Source organism: Komagataeibacter medellinensis NBRC 3288 (genome assembly GCF_000182745.2).
GTDB lineage: Bacteria > Pseudomonadota > Alphaproteobacteria > Acetobacterales > Acetobacteraceae > Komagataeibacter > Komagataeibacter medellinensis.
Genome location: NC_016027.1, coordinates 3,000,317 through 3,015,317, shown reverse-complemented (window position 1 = coordinate 3,015,317; position 15,001 = coordinate 3,000,317). Strand labels below are relative to the sequence as shown.

Below are 15,001 nucleotides of genomic sequence, written 5' to 3'. Positions count from 1 at the left end.
GAATGGATATTGGGCAGTTCGGGCAGACTGCACAAGGCCGACGGGACAGCGCACATAAAAAACGGGCACCCTTTCGGGTGCCCGCCATGCAGTAGCAGCATATTCAGGGTACTTACGCCTTGGGCGTGGCGACACCCTTCTGTGCGGCGTCAGCTTTCAGCACATCAAGAATGTCCTGCAGCAGCACCTCGTTGCGCGGCGGCGCAGCGGGGGCGGCGGGCTTCTCGGCCTCTTTTTTCACCGTCAGGCGATTGATAACCTTAACCACCCAGAAGATCACGAAGCCGATGATGATGAACTGGATCACCGCATTGAGAAACAGCCCGACATTGAGCGTGACCGCCCCGGCCTTCTGTGCCTCCGCCAGCGTGGCCAGGTGCGGGCCGCGCAGGGTGACGAACAGGTTGGTGAAGTCGATGCCGCCGATCAGCAGGCCCAGGATGGGAGTAAAAATATCCTTGACCAGGCTGTTCACGATTGCGGTGAACGCAGCACCCACGATCACACCGACCGCCAGGTCCACAACATTGCCGCGCATCAGGAACGAGCGGAATTCCCCCAGCCAGCCAGGGACGTGAAGATCCTTTACGTGCAGGTCGGGCACATGGTCCGGCAGTTTTGCCATGAAGGCCAATCCTTTAATTTGACAGAAGATAACCAACCTCTAGCAACAACCCAACGCCATGACGACAACATATTACCGCCCCCCTGCCTGCTTGCCCGTCCGTGATGCAATGCGGTAACACCCTGCCCGTGGCTGGAGTGGCGGGTTTTATGGTTTGGGGTGTTGATCTTGGCAGTAATTGTCGTCTATACGCCTGCCGATACATCGCCCCCGGTCGGCATCGGTGGGCCCAGCGCGAAAGTTGTTTGAAATGAAATCCGGCATCCACCCCGACTATCACGAAATCAATGTCATCATGACAGATGGCACCGAGTACAAGACACGCTCCTGCTACGGCAAGGCTGGTGACACGCTGCGCCTGGACATCGATCCCAAGTCGCATCCGGCGTGGACCGGCGTGCAGCGCATGATGGACACCGGGGGCCAGGTCGCCAAGTTCAACAAGAAGTTCGGCGCGCTGGGACAGCGCAAAAAGGACTGATCGTCCTCCGCCCACACTTCATGAAGCCTTGACTGCCGGAAATGCCCGGTCCCTTGAACGGGGGGCCGGGCATTCCCATGTCTGGAATGCGCCGGATGCCCAAGCGGGTCCACGCGCATTACCCGGAAATGGCGGCCTGCTCGACCGAGGGGCCGCATCAATACAGACCTTGCTTCATGGAGGTTATAAAATGGCTTATGATTTCGCGCCGCTGTTCCGCAGCGCCATAGGATTCGACCGTCTGGCACAACTCGTCGATACGGCAACCCAGAACCCGGTCAGCCCATCCTACCCCCCTTACAACATAGAAAAACTGTCCGATGCCCAGTATGCCCTGACCATGGCGGTGGCGGGTTTCGGGCCTGATGACATCGAACTTACGGTACAGGACAACACGCTGATCGTATCCGGTCGTGTGGGCGACGCCCCCGCGCAGGGGCGTGAAATGCTTTATCGCGGCATTGCCACCCGCGCATTCGAGCGCCGCTTCGTGCTGGCTGACCATGTGGTGGTGGAAAGCGCGGACCTGACCAACGGCCTGCTGCGCATCGCCGTACGCCAGATCGTGCCCGAAGCCCTCAAGCCCCGGCGCATTCCCGTCTCATCCGGCCGTGCCATGGCAGGCAACGAGGCCGCTGCTACCGATCCGGCGAAAGCTGGCATGACCCACCCCGCGATGGCGGCACAGACCGCAGTACCCACGGCGCAAGTAGCCGGATGTTGTGCTGCGTAAAGGGCATACCCGATGATCTGCAGCAGGGGCGGGCCAGTGGTCCGCCCCTGTTTTTTATTAACGAGAAACATTCCGGACGCATGGATTGAAGTCTTGACCTTTGCCACCCGCAACCTTCATATCACTGCCACGAGTGTTTTCTGTTTCTGGCGCGCCAGCAGGTACGCACGGCTCCCACCAGAATATGGGGTCGTTCCGAACACCCTTTCAGGTGCCTGCGTGTGGCGCCACACGCTGTAGGACCTGATTGATAATGACTGCCCTGCCCCTGATGCCCAAGGCAACCGCCGTGTGGCTTATTGAAAAGACGGCGCTGACCTTTACCCAGATTGCTGAATTCTGTGGCATGCACCCCCTTGAAGTCCAGGCCATTGCCGATGGGGAAGTGGCACAGGGAATCGTGGGTTACGACCCGATTGCCAACCACCAGTTGACCCAGGCGGAAATTACACGCTGCGAGAAGGACCCCGAGGCGCGGCTCAAGATCCTGCCCCCGGCTAACCCGATCAACCGTCGCTCCAAGGGTGCGCGCTACACGCCGGTTGCCAAGCGCAACGACCGCCCGGATGCGATTGCCTTCGTGCTGCGCAATTTCCCGCAACTGTCCGAGCAGCAGACCAGCAAACTGCTGGGCACCACCAAGGACACGATCGAGAAAATACGCACCAAGCAGCACTGGAACAGCGCGAACATCAAGCCGCGTGACCCGGTAACACTGGGCCTATGCAGCCAGACTGACCTCAACGCCATGGTGCTGGCTGCCAATGAACGCCTCGCGCGCGAAGGTCAGGCCGTACCCCAGCCGCTGGAACTTGATGACGAGGACGACCGCGTCATCTGACCCGCGCCCGCCGCCCCGGCAAGGGGCGGCGGGGTTACGGGTTCAGCCCAGTCGGGCCAGGCGTTCGATCTCTTCCTTTACGCGCAGTTTTTCAAGTTTGAGGCGGCGTATGGTCCCCGCATCGGGCAGCGGTCTCCGATCCTCGTCAAAAAGGCGGGCATCAAGCCGGGCATGACGGCTCTTAAGGCTGTTGATACGTGCTTCGTACGACATGGATACCTCCAGCGTTTCGTGTGCAACCCGATCAGGCTAGACCAGACGCGCGAGCAAATTCCATGTTAAAATTGCAGGCCAAGGGCATCATCTCCTGCATTTCGCGTTTTACGGCGGATATGCTTAGGATAGCGACATGCCCACCTAACAGATGAGCCGCCATGCTGACAGATCGCGATACCCTCCTTCGCAAGCTGCACGAACTGCGCAGCGAACACCGTGATCTTGATACGGTCATAAGCCGCATGGCCCAGCAGGTGACGGACCAGTTGCAACTGCAAAGGCTGAAAAAGCGCAAGCTCCTGCTCAAAGATGAGATCACATGGCTGGAAAGCCGCCTGATCCCTGACAGCATTGCCTGAATATCTCACGAGAGTACGCCAGACGTGACCATTCCCTCCCCTTCACCTTCCACCACACTTTCCCCGCGCGTGGGGCTGATCATGGGTAGCCAGTCCGACTGGGAAACCATGCGCCACGCCACTGCCGTGCTGGAAGCGCTGGATATCATGCATGAGGTGCGCATCGTATCGGCCCACCGCACACCAGACCGACTGGCCAGCTATGCCAAATCGGCGCAGGCGCGCGGGCTTTCGGTCATTATTGCAGGGGCTGGGGGGGCTGCGCACCTGCCGGGCATGTGTGCGGCCTGGACCGCGCTGCCGGTGCTGGGGGTGCCTGTCGAATCGCATGCACTCAAGGGCATGGACAGCCTGCTTTCCATCGTGCAGATGCCCGGCGGCATTCCCGTGGGCACGCTGGCCATTGGCAAGGCGGGGGCGACCAATGCGGCCCTGCTGGCTGCTTCCATACTGGCGCTGACGGACCCGGAACTGGGCGACAGGCTGGCGGCATGGCGCGCACGGCAGACGGCATCCGTGGCGGATGAACCGACCCGATGAGCACGCTTTCTCCCGGTAGTGTCCTTGGCATTGTGGGCGGTGGCCAGTTGGGCCGCATGTCCGCCATTGCGGCTGCCCGTCTTGGCTATCGCGCCCATATCCTGACGGCCGAGGCCAACGGACCCGCAGCACAGGTAGCCCACGCCGTGACCCTGGGCCGGTATGACGACCATGACGCCCTGCGCCGCTTTGCCGATGCGGTGGATGTCATTACCTTCGAGTTCGAAAATATCAGCGCCGACGGGCTGGACCTGCTTTCCAGCATCCGGCCTGTGCATCCGGCGGGCGCCATCCTGCGGATCAGCCAGGACCGGATTGCCGAGAAAACCTTCATGGGGGAACACGGCATTCCCGTCGCCCCGTGGCATGCGGTGGAAAGCCGGGCCGATCTGGACCGGGCGGCGGCAGCGTTGGGCTATCCCTTCATCCTCAAGACCACGCGACTGGGCTATGATGGCAAGGGTCAGGCACGCATCCATAATGAAGCGGACCTGGACCATGCATTCGACACGCTGCGCCCCCATCCGCTGGTGGCCGAGGGCATGGTGCGCTTCGCCTGCGAGGTCAGCGTCATGGTGGCGCGCAACGCGCAGGGGGATATCAGCACGTTTGACGTAACCGAAAACCGCCACCGCAACGGCATTCTCGACATAAGTCTGGCCCCGGCCCGCATTGCTCCGGATCTTGCCGCGCAGGCGCGCGACCTTGCCCGTCGCATTGCCACGGCGCTTGGCCTGATCGGGCTGCTAGGGGTCGAGATGTTCGTTGACCATGATGGCAGCCTGCGCGTGAACGAGATCGCGCCCCGACCACACAATTCCGGCCACTGGACCATGAATGCCTGCCCGGTTGACCAGTTCGAGATGCATGTACGCGCCGTGACCGGCCTGCCACTGCCGCCCGCCACCCGCCATAATGACGCGGTGATGAAGAACCTGATCGGCCCGGATGACATGGCGTTGTGGCCCGAAATCATGGCCACACCGGGCCTGCTGGCCCATCATTACGGCAAGACCGAAGCCCGACCGGGGCGCAAGATGGGGCATGTGAACGTGCTTTTCACACATGGCGGCCTACCCGGCACGTTTGGTGTTGAGGCAGCTCTTGGCCCACTGGCAACGCCCGCAGAGGAGAACGGTTAAGGACCCCCATCGCCACCGTTGCGGGGTACGCCAGCCTTTCCCTTTCCGGGTAACCGGCGCATCACATCAGTCACTTCAGCCAAGCAGTCCCATTGCCCGAAAGCTGTGGCTACAGCCGTTGCCGACAATGATATGATCATGCACCGCAACCCCCATGAGCTTGCCGATCTGAACAATACGCATGGTCATTTCGATATCCGCGCCCGATGGTTCGGGGCGGCCGGCAGGGTGGTTATGGGCCAGCACCAGCCTTTCGGCACGCAGGTGCAGGGCACGGCGCATGATCTCACGCGGATAGACGGGGGAATGGTTAACCGTGCCGGTGCCCATCAGTTCATCTGCCAGCAGGCGGAATGTCCCATCAAGGAACAGCACGCGAAACTGCTCGATCACCTCATGGCCCATGCAGGCCTGCAGGTATGCCTCCAGCCCCGCCTGACCGGACAGTACATCCGTATGCCGCACCCTGCTACGATGAAGACGTAGCGCCATCTCCCGCACCACGGCAAGCAGGGGAGAGATGGCCGTTCCCCTGCCCGTCACCTCATCAAGCGCGCCGACAGGGGCCGACAGCATCATTCCCGCTGAACCGAAACGCGCCAGCAGTTCCGCCGCCAGCCGGTCCGGTGCGGGATGGGCCGGATCGAGCGTGCGGACAAGGCGCTGCACAAGGGCGTGGTCATCCGCCCGGCTGACCGTACCCGTAAGGGGAACAGATACCGGAGCCTGCGGCCTGTAATCGGACAAAAGGATGCGTTCCCAACAATTTCAGGACAAAAGCCGTCCTGATGGTACATTATGACAAGCAGGACAAGGAGGTTATAGACCTGCATGCATTTCAACAGATCCCATACCGTACTCTTTGATCTGGACGGAACCATCGTCCGCTCCCGCGATGGCATTGTGGAATCCATCCACGCCGTACTGCGCGACCTTGGGCACGAGCCTGACCTGTCGATAGACCTGACATGGGTGGTCGGCCCCCCGCTTGAGGAACTGATCGCCCATATCCTCGCCCATTATGGCGATGACCGGGTACAGGAGGCCATGGCACTCTACCGCAAGCATTACGAATCGGAGGGCATGCATAAAAGCCCGGTATTCGAACATGTGCGCGAGACGATCGAGACTCTTTCGGCCAAGGGCGTGCGCCTGTTTGTCGCCACATCCAAGCCGCGCCATCTGGCGCGCAAGATCCTGCACCTGCGCAACCTCGTGCAGTATTTCGATGGCCTGTCCGGTGCGCGCGATGATGACAGCGGTGCCGAAAAGCCTGAACTGATTGCCGCCGTGCTGCGTGAGCACGACATCCGGCGCGAGGACGCGCTGATGATTGGCGACCGGCGCTTCGACATCAGCGGCGCGCATGCCAACCATGTCCGCGCGCTAGGCGTGCTATGGGGGTATGGTACGCGTGAGGAACTGACCGAGGCCGGGGCCGATGCGCTGGTCACCCAGCCCTCCGAACTGCTGGGTGCCATCAGCCAGCAGTTTGCCGCAGCCGGGGCGCATCCCCATAGCTGAAAACCGTATCAGGCCCGCAGGACAGGGCGCAGGCTGACCGTCCTGCCCCCGCCACGGACAAGACAATCCTGTACATCCATCCCCATCAGGCGGGCATGGGTGTACAGCATGCGGCTCCAGTGCTGGTCTACAGCACTGCCCTGTGGCGGAGGAAGGTCCGCGCCCATATCGCGCACGGTAATAAGGGAGACGGCATGCAGTTCCAGCGCACGCGTGAGCATGGCGCGGCAGGTCGGAGCAGCTGCCCCAAGCGGTACCACTTCATCGGCCAGAAGCTGGCCCGCTGAATCCAGACAGAACAGCCGCACACCATCGGGTTCATGATTGGGCAGGCGGTCACAATAGGCCAGCAGTGCCGCCATGTCCGTAAACAGCACGCGCCCGCGCAGGTCGGCATGGGCCAGCCTGCGGGCGGCCAGCGCCGGGCAGGCCATGACCGCAACCCCACGCGGCCCCAGCCCTGCGGCCCGCAGGCGGGCGGGGGAGGCATCCAGCACCGCTGCAAGGCTGCCGAAATGGGCCAGTAGTGCCTTCGCCTGCGGCTTGGTGTCACGGCGCGGAATGGCCGCGAACAGCAGTACTTCCAGCAGTTCATAATCCGCTAGCGAGTACGCCCCTGCCATACGGATACGCTGGCGCATGCGCGCCCGGTGCCCCCCTGGCCCCGTTGCGGCTGGCTTCTTCACAGCCTCATTCTTCTCCAACCCCACTCCCCCATACCTGCCGCGTGGCACCCGCCCATGGTACCATTGTAACGGCACATCCGATAGCATTGGTGCCCCCGCGCCGGGATTGCTATAGAAGACAGCGTCATGGACAGCCTTATCCCAACCGGCCAGGTGCCGGACTACCTGAACCGACTCAATCCCGAACAGCGGGACGCGATCGAGACCACGGATGGTCCGCTGCTGGTCCTTGCTGGCGCGGGCACGGGCAAGACGCGGGTGCTGACCACACGGTTCGCACATATCCTGCTATCGGGCCGGGCACGGCCCAACCAGATCCTTGCCGTAACCTTCACCAACAAGGCCGCGCGCGAAATGCGCGAGCGTGTCAGCGCGCTGCTGGGGGAGTCGGCCGAAGGGCTATGGCTGGGCACGTTCCATGCCCTGTGCGCACGCATGCTGCGCCGCCATGCGGAATATGTGGAGCTTACCAGCAGCTTCACCATCCTTGATACCGATGACCAGTTGCGCCTGCTCAAGCAGTTGCTTGAACCCTACCACATCGACACCAAACGCTGGCCACCACAGGCGATCATGGGCGTGATCCAGCGATGGAAGGACCGCGGGCTGATGCCCGATGCCATTACGGCAGCCGAGGATACGGACTTCGCCAATGGCCGCTGCACCGAGATCTATGCCGATTACCAGCAGCGCCTGAAGCAGATCAACGCCTGCGATTTTGGCGACCTGATGCTGCACATGACCGAAATCCTGCGCAAACACCCTGATGTACTGGCGCAGTATCATCGCTTCTTCCGCTATATCCTGGTGGATGAATACCAAGATACCAACACCATCCAATACCTGTGGCTGCGGCTGCTGGCACACCGGGGCACGCAGCGTGCGAACATCTGCTGCGTGGGTGATGATGACCAGTCGATCTATTCCTGGCGCGGGGCGGAAGTGGAAAACATCCTGCGCTTTGAACGCGACTTCCCCGGTGCGAAGGTGGTCCGGCTGGAACGCAATTACCGTTCCACCCGGCAGATCCTGGGCGCTGCATCGGGCCTGATCGCGCATAACGAGGAACGCCTGGGCAAGACGCTGCACCCCGGCCGCGAGGATGCGGAAGGCGAAAAGGTGCGCGTCATTTCCGTGCAGGATTCGGATGACGAGGCCCGCATGGTCGGCACCGAGATCGAACGCCTGCGTGCCGATGGCCACCCGATGAGCGAAATTGCCATCCTTGTCCGCGCAGGGTTCCAGACCCGCGCGTTTGAAGAACGGCTGATCACCCTTGGCTTACCCTACCGTGTGGTCGGCGGCCTGCGCTTTTACGAACGCGCCGAAATCCGCGATGCCATCGCCTACATGCGGGTGGTCAGCCAGCCATCCGATGATCTGGCGTTTGAACGCATCATAAACGTGCCGCGCCGGGGCGTAGGCACCACGGGCCTGCAGAAAATGCACATGCACGCCCGCGAACGCCAGATACCCCTGACCGCTGCCGTGCTGGAAATGCTGGGGGCGGGCGACATCAAGGGCCGGGCAAAGGAACAGCTTGCCGCCCTGATGCAAAGCATCGCCACCACGCGTGAGATGCTGGGCCGCGAGGGGCATGTCGTCGCCATTGACCACCTGCTGGAGGAAAGCGGGTATATCGACATGTGGAAGGCCGACAAATCCCCTGATGCACCGGGTCGGCTTGAGAACCTGAAGGAACTGGTCCGCTCACTGGCGGATTACGAGAACCTTGGCGGGTTCCTTGAGCACGTCGCCCTCGTCATGGATGCCGAGGACCGCTCGGGGGCCGACAGCATGAGCATCATGACGCTGCATGGCGCCAAGGGGCTGGAGTTCGACACCGTGTTCCTACCGGGATGGGAGGAAGGGGTCTTCCCATCCCAGCGCACGCTGGATGAAGGCGGCCTGAAGGGATTGGAGGAAGAACGCCGCCTGGCCTATGTCGGCATTACGCGGGCACGGAAACTGGCGATCATAAGCCATGCCGCCAACCGCCTCATATACGGCAGTTGGCAGTCCGCCATTCCCAGCCGTTTTGTGGAGGAACTGCCCGCCGAGCATGTCGAGACACGCGGTGATACAGCCAACAACAGGCGCACCTTCCTTGGCCGCCCCGCCGTGTTTGGCAGCACGCCATTCCCGCTGGTGGCATCAAAGCGCGTGCATGACGTAACCCCCACCCCGGCCCGGTCGGGCATGAATGTGGGGGTGCGTGTATTCCACCAGAAATTCGGCTACGGCACGATTACCTCGGTCGAGGGAAACCGGCTGGAAGTCGCGTTTGAAAAAGCAGGCCCCAAGCGGGTGATCGATACATTTGTTGAGCAGGTATAAATGAGCCTTTCCCCCCGGCGTCACGCCACAGAACTGGAAACCATATCGGTCACGGTCCCACCTGACGCGGTCGAAGCCTATGAATCCGCCCTGTCCACCGTGTGTGCCACCATTGGTATATTCGAGGTGGATGACAGCCAGACCCTGTGGCGGGTGGAAGGTGTAAAGGACATTGGCAGCGGGGAAGACGAACTGCGCGCGGGCCTGATTATGGCGGCCCTTGCCACCGGCGTGGACGCGGAACTGGAACGCGCCCATACCGAGGCAGAGGGCTGGCTGGCCCGCACCTACGAATCCTTTCCCGAACAGCTTGCGGGGCAGCGCTTCGCCATCCGTGGCACGCACCTGGACGGTCCGCCCAACACGCAGCGCATCACCATCACGCTCGATGCGGGAGTTGCCTTCGGCTCTGGCGAGCACGGCTCCACGCGCGGCTGCCTGCGCGCGCTGGAAATGGTGGCGTATCGCAGGCCGCAGCGTATCCTCGACCTTGGCTGCGGGTCGGGCATCCTCGCCATGGCCGCTGCCGCCCTGCTGCACAAGCCCGTGCTGGCAACCGATATCGACCCGTGGTCCGTGCGCGTGACCCGGCGCAACGCCACCATGAACGGGCTGGGCAACCTTGTGTCGTGCCACCTTGGCAATGGCTGGTCCACGCCCGCCATCCGCCACCATGCCCCCTATGACCTTGTCTTCGCCAATATCCTCGCCCGCCCGCTGTGCAGCATGGCGGCCGATCTTGCGCACAACCTGCTGCCCGGTGGCACGGCCATCCTGGCGGGGCTGCTGAACACACAAGTACGCATGGTGCTGGCCGCCCACCGCCGCCACGGGCTGGTGCTCGAACGCCACTTGCGTGAAGGGGACTGGGGCACGCTGATCCTGCGCAAACCCCATGGCTGATACGCCTGGCATCGTGGTCCGCGAGGCCACGGACAAGGACATTCCGGCTATTGTTGAGATCGTCAATCATGCCATCCGCAATAGTACCTCCATGTGGGAAACGCAGGAAACCACTCTCGCCATCAGACTGGACTGGCTCCATACCAGTCAGGCCAGTGGCTTTCCCGTGCTGGTGGCACAGATGCCCGATGGCAACGTGGCGGGCTACAGCAGTTGGAAGACCTTCCGCCCCTTTTCGGGCTACCGGCATACGGTTGAACACTCGCTCTACATCGCCCCGGCCTACAAGCGCCGCGGCATAGGCAGCCTGCTGCTGCAGGCCCTGTGCGACCGGGCAAAGGCTGCCAATGTGCATGTGATGATCGCGGGCATTACCTCCACCAACATTGCATCCCGCAGGCTGCATGAGCGCTTTGGCTTCCAGCATGGTGGCCTACTACCCGAATGCGGCACGAAATATGGAAGATGGATGGACCTCCTGTTCCTCTACCGCATCATGTCTGCTGACTGATCTGCCCCCTCACAACCAAGGAACATTCCATGCCCCCAGTCCCCAACCGCCCCGATGCGCTGCGTGTGGTCCTGAACCAGATGGGCGTTGACGGTTTCATCCTGCCTCGTGGGGATGAGCACCTGGGCGAATATGTCGCCGCCTGCGCCGAACGTCTGGCATGGCTGACCGGCTTTACCGGCAGCGCGGGAATGGCGGCGGTGCTGCCGGACCGGGCAGCCGTGTTTTCCGATGGCCGCTACATCACCCAGATGGACCAGCAGGTGGACGCCACCGCATGGGAACGGCTGCATATCAGCAAGGTCCCGCCCGCCACATGGCTGGCACGGCATGGCGCAACCTGCCGGATCGGCTATGACCCGCGCCTGATCAGCGAGAGCGCGCTGCGCCCGTTCAGTGATGCGGGGCTGCAGCTTGTCGCCCTACCCGCCAACCCGGTTGACCGGATCTGGACCGATCAACCCCCTGCCCCCTGCACGCCATGCGTGCCGCAACCCGAAGAATGGGCCGGGCAGTCCAGTCAGGACAAGCGCGCGACCATAGCAAGCGCCCTGCGGGATGCGGGGGAAGCCGCACTGGTGCTGAGTGACCCGGCCTCAATCGCATGGCTGCTGAACATCCGTGGCCGCGACGTGCCGTACACACCGCTCAGCCTGTCCTTCGCCATCGTGCATGAAACCGGGCGGGTCACGCTGCTGATCGATCCGGCCAAGGTTTCCGACACGACGCGGCAATGGCTGGGAGATGCCGTGACCATCGCACCACCTGCCGCGCTGGAGGAGACCCTGCGCGCCCTGTCTGGCGCACGCGTGCAGGTCGACCCGGCCAGCAACGCCATATGGTTCATCCAGACGCTGGAGGATGCAGGGGCTACGGTCATCCGCAAGGGCGATCCGTGCCTGCTGCCCAAGGCGATCAAGAATGGAACCGAACAGGAAGGCAGCCGCCGCGCCCACCTGCTGGACGGGATTGCCATCTGCCGTTTCCTGCACTGGCTGGATGAAAATGCCCTGAGCACGGCGGAACTGCAAGCAGCGGAACAACTGGACCGCTTCCGCGCCGCCAGCCCCGATTACCGCGAGGAAAGCTTCCCTGCCATTTCCGGTTCCGGCCCCAACGGCGCGATCATCCACTACCGCGTAACACCCGAAACCGATCGTAAGCTACAGCCCAACGAAGTCTATCTGATCGACAGTGGCGGCCAGTATCCCTTTGGCACAACCGACATCACCCGCACGGTCTGGACCGGACCGGACGCGCCGGGGGCGGATGTGCGTGATGCCTTTACCCGCGTGCTGCGCGGGCATATCGCGCTGGCCCGCGCGCACTTCCCCACAGGTGTAACCGGCCATGCGCTGGATGCCCTCGCCCGGCATGCGCTGTGGGAAGGGGGACTGGATTACGACCATGGCACCGGTCATGGCATTGGCAGCTACCTGTCGGTGCATGAGGGACCGGCCACCATTTCCCCCGTTTTCCGGCCTGTAACGCTACAGGCGGGCATGATCCTGTCGAACGAGCCGGGTTATTACCGTCCCGGTGCCTTCGGCATCCGCCTGGAAAACCTGCATCTGGTCCAGCCATCCTCCACAGCGGAGGCGGGACGCAGTTTCATGCAGTTTGAAGTCCTGACCCTTGCCCCGTTCGACCGGCGCCTGATTGACGTGGCCAGCCTGCGGGAAAATGAAATTGCCTGGCTGGACGCCTATCATGCACGGGTTTTTGAAAGGGTCGCCCCACATCTGGGAAGTCAGGAGCGTACATGGCTTGGCGTTGCATGCGCACCGCTTAACGCCGGATAATGTGACTGCAAAACCACTTCCATGCTGCGGTGGCCCGATTGTCACACGGGGCTGGGGGGCCTAGGACTTTTAACCAGTTCCGACGGGGCACCCGGCAACGAACCGGGTCCGCCAAGCCGGTGCGCATGCTGAAACGCTTTTCAGTAGCAAGCACAAAGGGAGACGTTCGAGAATGTCTACAGAAAAAACAATTCCCGCCACCCTGATTCCGGGTGACGGAATCGGGCCTGAAATCGTCCAGTCCGTGACCGAGATCCTGGATACGGTCGGTGCCCCTTTCAAATGGGAAAAGGCGCTTGGCGGTGTCGCGGCACTTGACGCCACCGGCAGCCCGCTGCCCAAGGAAACGATCGAAAGCATCCGCCGCACCGGCCTTGCGCTGAAAGGCCCGCTGACGACCCCGGTCGGTGGTGGCTTCAAGTCCATCAACGTGACACTGCGTCAGGAGTTCGGCCTGTTCGCGAATGTCCGCCCCACCAAGACCATCGTGCCCGGTGGCCGGTTCGAGAACATCAACCTCGTCATCTTCCGCGAAAACCTTGAAGGGTATTACGCGGCGATGGAAAACTACATTCCCTACGGTGAGGACCCGCACGCCATCGCCACCAGCGCTGGCTACACCACGCGCAAGGAATGCAACCGCATCGTCCGCTACGCCTTTGAATACGCGGTCAAGAACAACCGTAAGCGCGTGACCCTGGTGCACAAGGCCAACATCCTGAAGCTGCTGACGGGCCTGTTCCTTGAAGAAGGCCGCAAGGTCGCCAAGGAATACGAAGGCCGCGTGGAAGTGAACGAGCGCATTGTCGATGCCTGCGCCATGCAGCTCGTAACCGATCCGTGGCAGTATGACTGCATTGTCACCACCAACCTGTTCGGTGACATTCTGTCCGACCTGACCGCCGGCCTGGTGGGTGGGCTTGGCCTGGCGCCGGGTGCGAACATTGGTGAAAAGGCTGCCGTGTTTGAAGCCGTTCATGGTTCGGCACCCGACATCGCGGGCCAGAACAAGGCCAACCCGACCTCGCTGCTGCTGGCTGCCAACATGATGCTGGCGCATGTGGGCCGCCAGGATCTGGCCACCCGCATCGACAAGGCCATCGAGAAGGTCATTACCTCGGGCGCCGTGCGCACGGGCGATCTGGGCGGCAAGGCTAGCACGACCGACCTGACCGCTGCCCTGAAGCAGGCGCTGGTCTGATCCATTTCTCCCATCATGGGGAAATAAATAAAAAAGGGGCCGTGGCGGATCAGACGCCACGGCCCCTTTTTGTCAAAGAAGTTCCAGGTTAAGAGGCTGTTTGAAAAGTCAGGCTCAATAATATCCTGAAATTATAAAAGTTTTTTGGTGAAGCTTTTTCCAAAAAGCTTCGGAAGATGCCGCCGTTTTGAAAAAAGGCGACACCCAAAAACTTTTATTCTTTTTTAATCAGCTACCCCGATAGGTCGAGAACCCATAGGGCGAGACCAGCAGTGGCACATGGTAATGACCGCCCTTTTCCCCCGGTGCCACCTGCGCCATGCCAAAGGCAATCGGTACGATATCAAGAAACGGCGGATCAGACAGTGCGACATCGCGCGCGCGGAAATACGCCGCCACGGCAAATTCCAGCCGGTAAGAACCGGCCTGCATCTCGCCTGTATGCTGGCTCAGTTCAGGGCAACGGCCATCGGCGTTGGTCACGCCACGGAACAGGCACTCCTGCCCCATCCACAGACTGATCGTCATGCCAGCGGCGGGCCTGCCCGATACAAGGTCGAGAACATGGGTGGAAAGGGTGCTCATGGTTCCTGCTCCAGCCGCGCCAGCACATCCGCCAGCCGCAGGGCGGCAATCTTGTTGATTTCACGCAAGGCAGCCTGCTGTTCGGCTTCCGGTGTATTTTCCATCCGGGTGCGCATCCCGTTCAGGATGCCGTCCTTATCCGACCGCCGCACGCAGATGATGAACGGGATACCGAATTTGGCCGCATAGGCGTCATTCAGGGCACGAAAGGTCGTGAATTCATCTGGTGTCAACCGGTCCAGTCCGGCGGAAGCCTGCTCGGTAGCGGAAGCCGATGTCAGTGTCGGGTCCACACCCATGCGTTGCGCCAGTTCGGGATGGGCGCGGATCAGGGCCATCCGTTCCCTATCCGCCGCCTGGCCCAGTTCATGCCGCATGGCCGCCAGCATGGCATCCATATCGGCAAAAGGAGCATGGGCATGCGCGCGCTGGGCAATCCAGGGGGAGTGTTCGTATATCGGGCCAAACAGTTCGACAAACTGCACGGCAGACAATGTATTGACCCGGTCCATCAC

Annotated in this window: 18 protein-coding genes; 12 read left to right on the top strand and 6 right to left on the bottom strand. The window is 61.9% G+C overall.

The features are described from left to right. Positions 1-112: 112 nt before the first annotated feature. Complete coding sequence (mscL, locus tag GLX_RS14010; RefSeq protein ID WP_014106621.1) at positions 113-625, bottom strand: large conductance mechanosensitive channel protein MscL; 513 nt, start codon at positions 623-625, stop codon at positions 113-115. A gap of 250 nt (positions 626-875) precedes the next feature. On the opposite strand from mscL, the gene rpmE reads away from it, so the two are divergent. The 3 genes from rpmE (at position 876) to GLX_RS13995 (ending at position 2,680) form a co-directional block, all read left to right on the top strand. Next, positions 876-1,106: a 50S ribosomal protein L31 gene (gene rpmE / locus GLX_RS14005; RefSeq protein ID WP_014106620.1), complete on the top strand. Its 231-nt coding sequence runs from the start codon at positions 876-878 to the stop codon at positions 1,104-1,106. Positions 1,107-1,296: 190 nt separating this feature from the next. Further along, positions 1,297-1,839 carry an Hsp20 family protein gene (locus tag GLX_RS14000; RefSeq protein WP_014106619.1) on the top strand — a complete coding sequence of 181 codons (543 nt, stop codon included), beginning with the start codon at positions 1,297-1,299 and terminating at the stop codon, positions 1,837-1,839. Between the two features lie 253 nt (positions 1,840-2,092). Further along, entirely contained in the window at positions 2,093-2,680 is a 588-nt protein-coding gene (locus GLX_RS13995) for a DUF1013 domain-containing protein (protein WP_014106618.1), read from the top strand. A gap of 42 nt (positions 2,681-2,722) precedes the next feature. Here GLX_RS13995 and GLX_RS16750 read toward each other — a convergent pair whose 3' ends face one another. Then, positions 2,723-2,893 (bottom strand): YdcH family protein, encoded by a 171-nt coding sequence (locus GLX_RS16750; RefSeq protein WP_014106617.1) that lies wholly within the window; start codon positions 2,891-2,893, stop codon positions 2,723-2,725. 161 nt (positions 2,894-3,054) lie between these two features. Between GLX_RS16750 and GLX_RS13990 the strand changes: the two genes are divergently transcribed. The 3 genes from GLX_RS13990 to GLX_RS13980 are packed head-to-tail and all read left to right on the top strand — an operon-like array spanning position 3,055 to position 4,937. Further along, on the top strand, positions 3,055-3,255 hold the full coding sequence (locus GLX_RS13990; protein ID WP_014106616.1) for a YdcH family protein: 201 nt from the start codon (positions 3,055-3,057) through the stop codon (positions 3,253-3,255). 24 nt (positions 3,256-3,279) lie between these two features. Further along, the gene (purE, locus tag GLX_RS13985) at positions 3,280-3,795 is read left to right on the top strand and encodes a 5-(carboxyamino)imidazole ribonucleotide mutase (RefSeq protein ID WP_014106615.1); all 516 of its coding nucleotides are present in this window, start codon (positions 3,280-3,282) and stop codon (positions 3,793-3,795) included. Then, positions 3,792-4,937: a 5-(carboxyamino)imidazole ribonucleotide synthase gene (locus GLX_RS13980; protein ID WP_014106614.1), complete on the top strand. Its 1,146-nt coding sequence runs from the start codon at positions 3,792-3,794 to the stop codon at positions 4,935-4,937. The genes purE and GLX_RS13980 overlap by 4 nt, the downstream gene beginning before the upstream one ends. Before the next feature lie 75 nt (positions 4,938-5,012). Here GLX_RS13980 and GLX_RS13975 read toward each other — a convergent pair whose 3' ends face one another. Next, on the bottom strand, positions 5,013-5,684 hold the full coding sequence (locus GLX_RS13975; protein WP_014106613.1) for a JAB domain-containing protein: 672 nt from the start codon (positions 5,682-5,684) through the stop codon (positions 5,013-5,015). Between the two features lie 84 nt (positions 5,685-5,768). On the opposite strand from GLX_RS13975, the gene GLX_RS13970 reads away from it, so the two are divergent. Beyond that, positions 5,769-6,461, top strand: a complete 693-nt coding sequence (locus GLX_RS13970; protein WP_014106612.1) for an HAD hydrolase-like protein — start codon at positions 5,769-5,771, stop codon at positions 6,459-6,461. Between the two features lie 8 nt (positions 6,462-6,469). On the opposite strand, the gene GLX_RS13965 is transcribed toward GLX_RS13970, so the two are convergent. Further along, positions 6,470-7,147: a JAB domain-containing protein gene (locus GLX_RS13965; protein ID WP_228391294.1), complete on the bottom strand. Its 678-nt coding sequence runs from the start codon at positions 7,145-7,147 to the stop codon at positions 6,470-6,472. Positions 7,148-7,273: 126 nt separating this feature from the next. Between GLX_RS13965 and GLX_RS13960 the strand changes: the two genes are divergently transcribed. The 5 genes from GLX_RS13960 to GLX_RS13940 all read left to right on the top strand — a co-directional run bounded on the left by GLX_RS13960 (position 7,274) and on the right by GLX_RS13940 (position 13,901). Next, entirely contained in the window at positions 7,274-9,484 is a 2,211-nt protein-coding gene (locus tag GLX_RS13960; protein ID WP_014106610.1) for an ATP-dependent helicase, read from the top strand. Further along, the gene (locus tag GLX_RS13955; RefSeq protein ID WP_014106609.1) at positions 9,485-10,387 is read left to right on the top strand and encodes a 50S ribosomal protein L11 methyltransferase; all 903 of its coding nucleotides are present in this window, start codon (positions 9,485-9,487) and stop codon (positions 10,385-10,387) included. Next, positions 10,380-10,898, top strand: coding sequence for a GNAT family N-acetyltransferase (locus tag GLX_RS13950; RefSeq protein ID WP_014106608.1), 519 nt, complete (start codon positions 10,380-10,382; stop codon positions 10,896-10,898). The genes GLX_RS13955 and GLX_RS13950 overlap by 8 nt, the downstream gene beginning before the upstream one ends. A 29-nt stretch (positions 10,899-10,927) precedes the next feature. Then, positions 10,928-12,700 (top strand): aminopeptidase P family protein, encoded by a 1,773-nt coding sequence (locus tag GLX_RS13945; protein WP_014106607.1) that lies wholly within the window; start codon positions 10,928-10,930, stop codon positions 12,698-12,700. A gap of 172 nt (positions 12,701-12,872) precedes the next feature. Further along, complete coding sequence (locus tag GLX_RS13940) at positions 12,873-13,901, top strand: isocitrate/isopropylmalate dehydrogenase family protein (protein WP_014106606.1); 1,029 nt, start codon at positions 12,873-12,875, stop codon at positions 13,899-13,901. A 228-nt stretch (positions 13,902-14,129) separates the two neighbouring features. On the opposite strand, the gene uraH is transcribed toward GLX_RS13940, so the two are convergent. Together uraH and uraD are read right to left on the bottom strand one after the other, a co-directional pair. After that, positions 14,130-14,486 (bottom strand): hydroxyisourate hydrolase, encoded by a 357-nt coding sequence (gene uraH / locus GLX_RS13935; RefSeq protein WP_014106605.1) that lies wholly within the window; start codon positions 14,484-14,486, stop codon positions 14,130-14,132. Next, positions 14,483-14,998, bottom strand: coding sequence for a 2-oxo-4-hydroxy-4-carboxy-5-ureidoimidazoline decarboxylase (gene uraD, locus GLX_RS13930; protein ID WP_041247456.1), 516 nt, complete (start codon positions 14,996-14,998; stop codon positions 14,483-14,485). The genes uraH and uraD overlap by 4 nt, the downstream gene beginning before the upstream one ends. Positions 14,999-15,001: the final 3 nt, after the last annotated feature.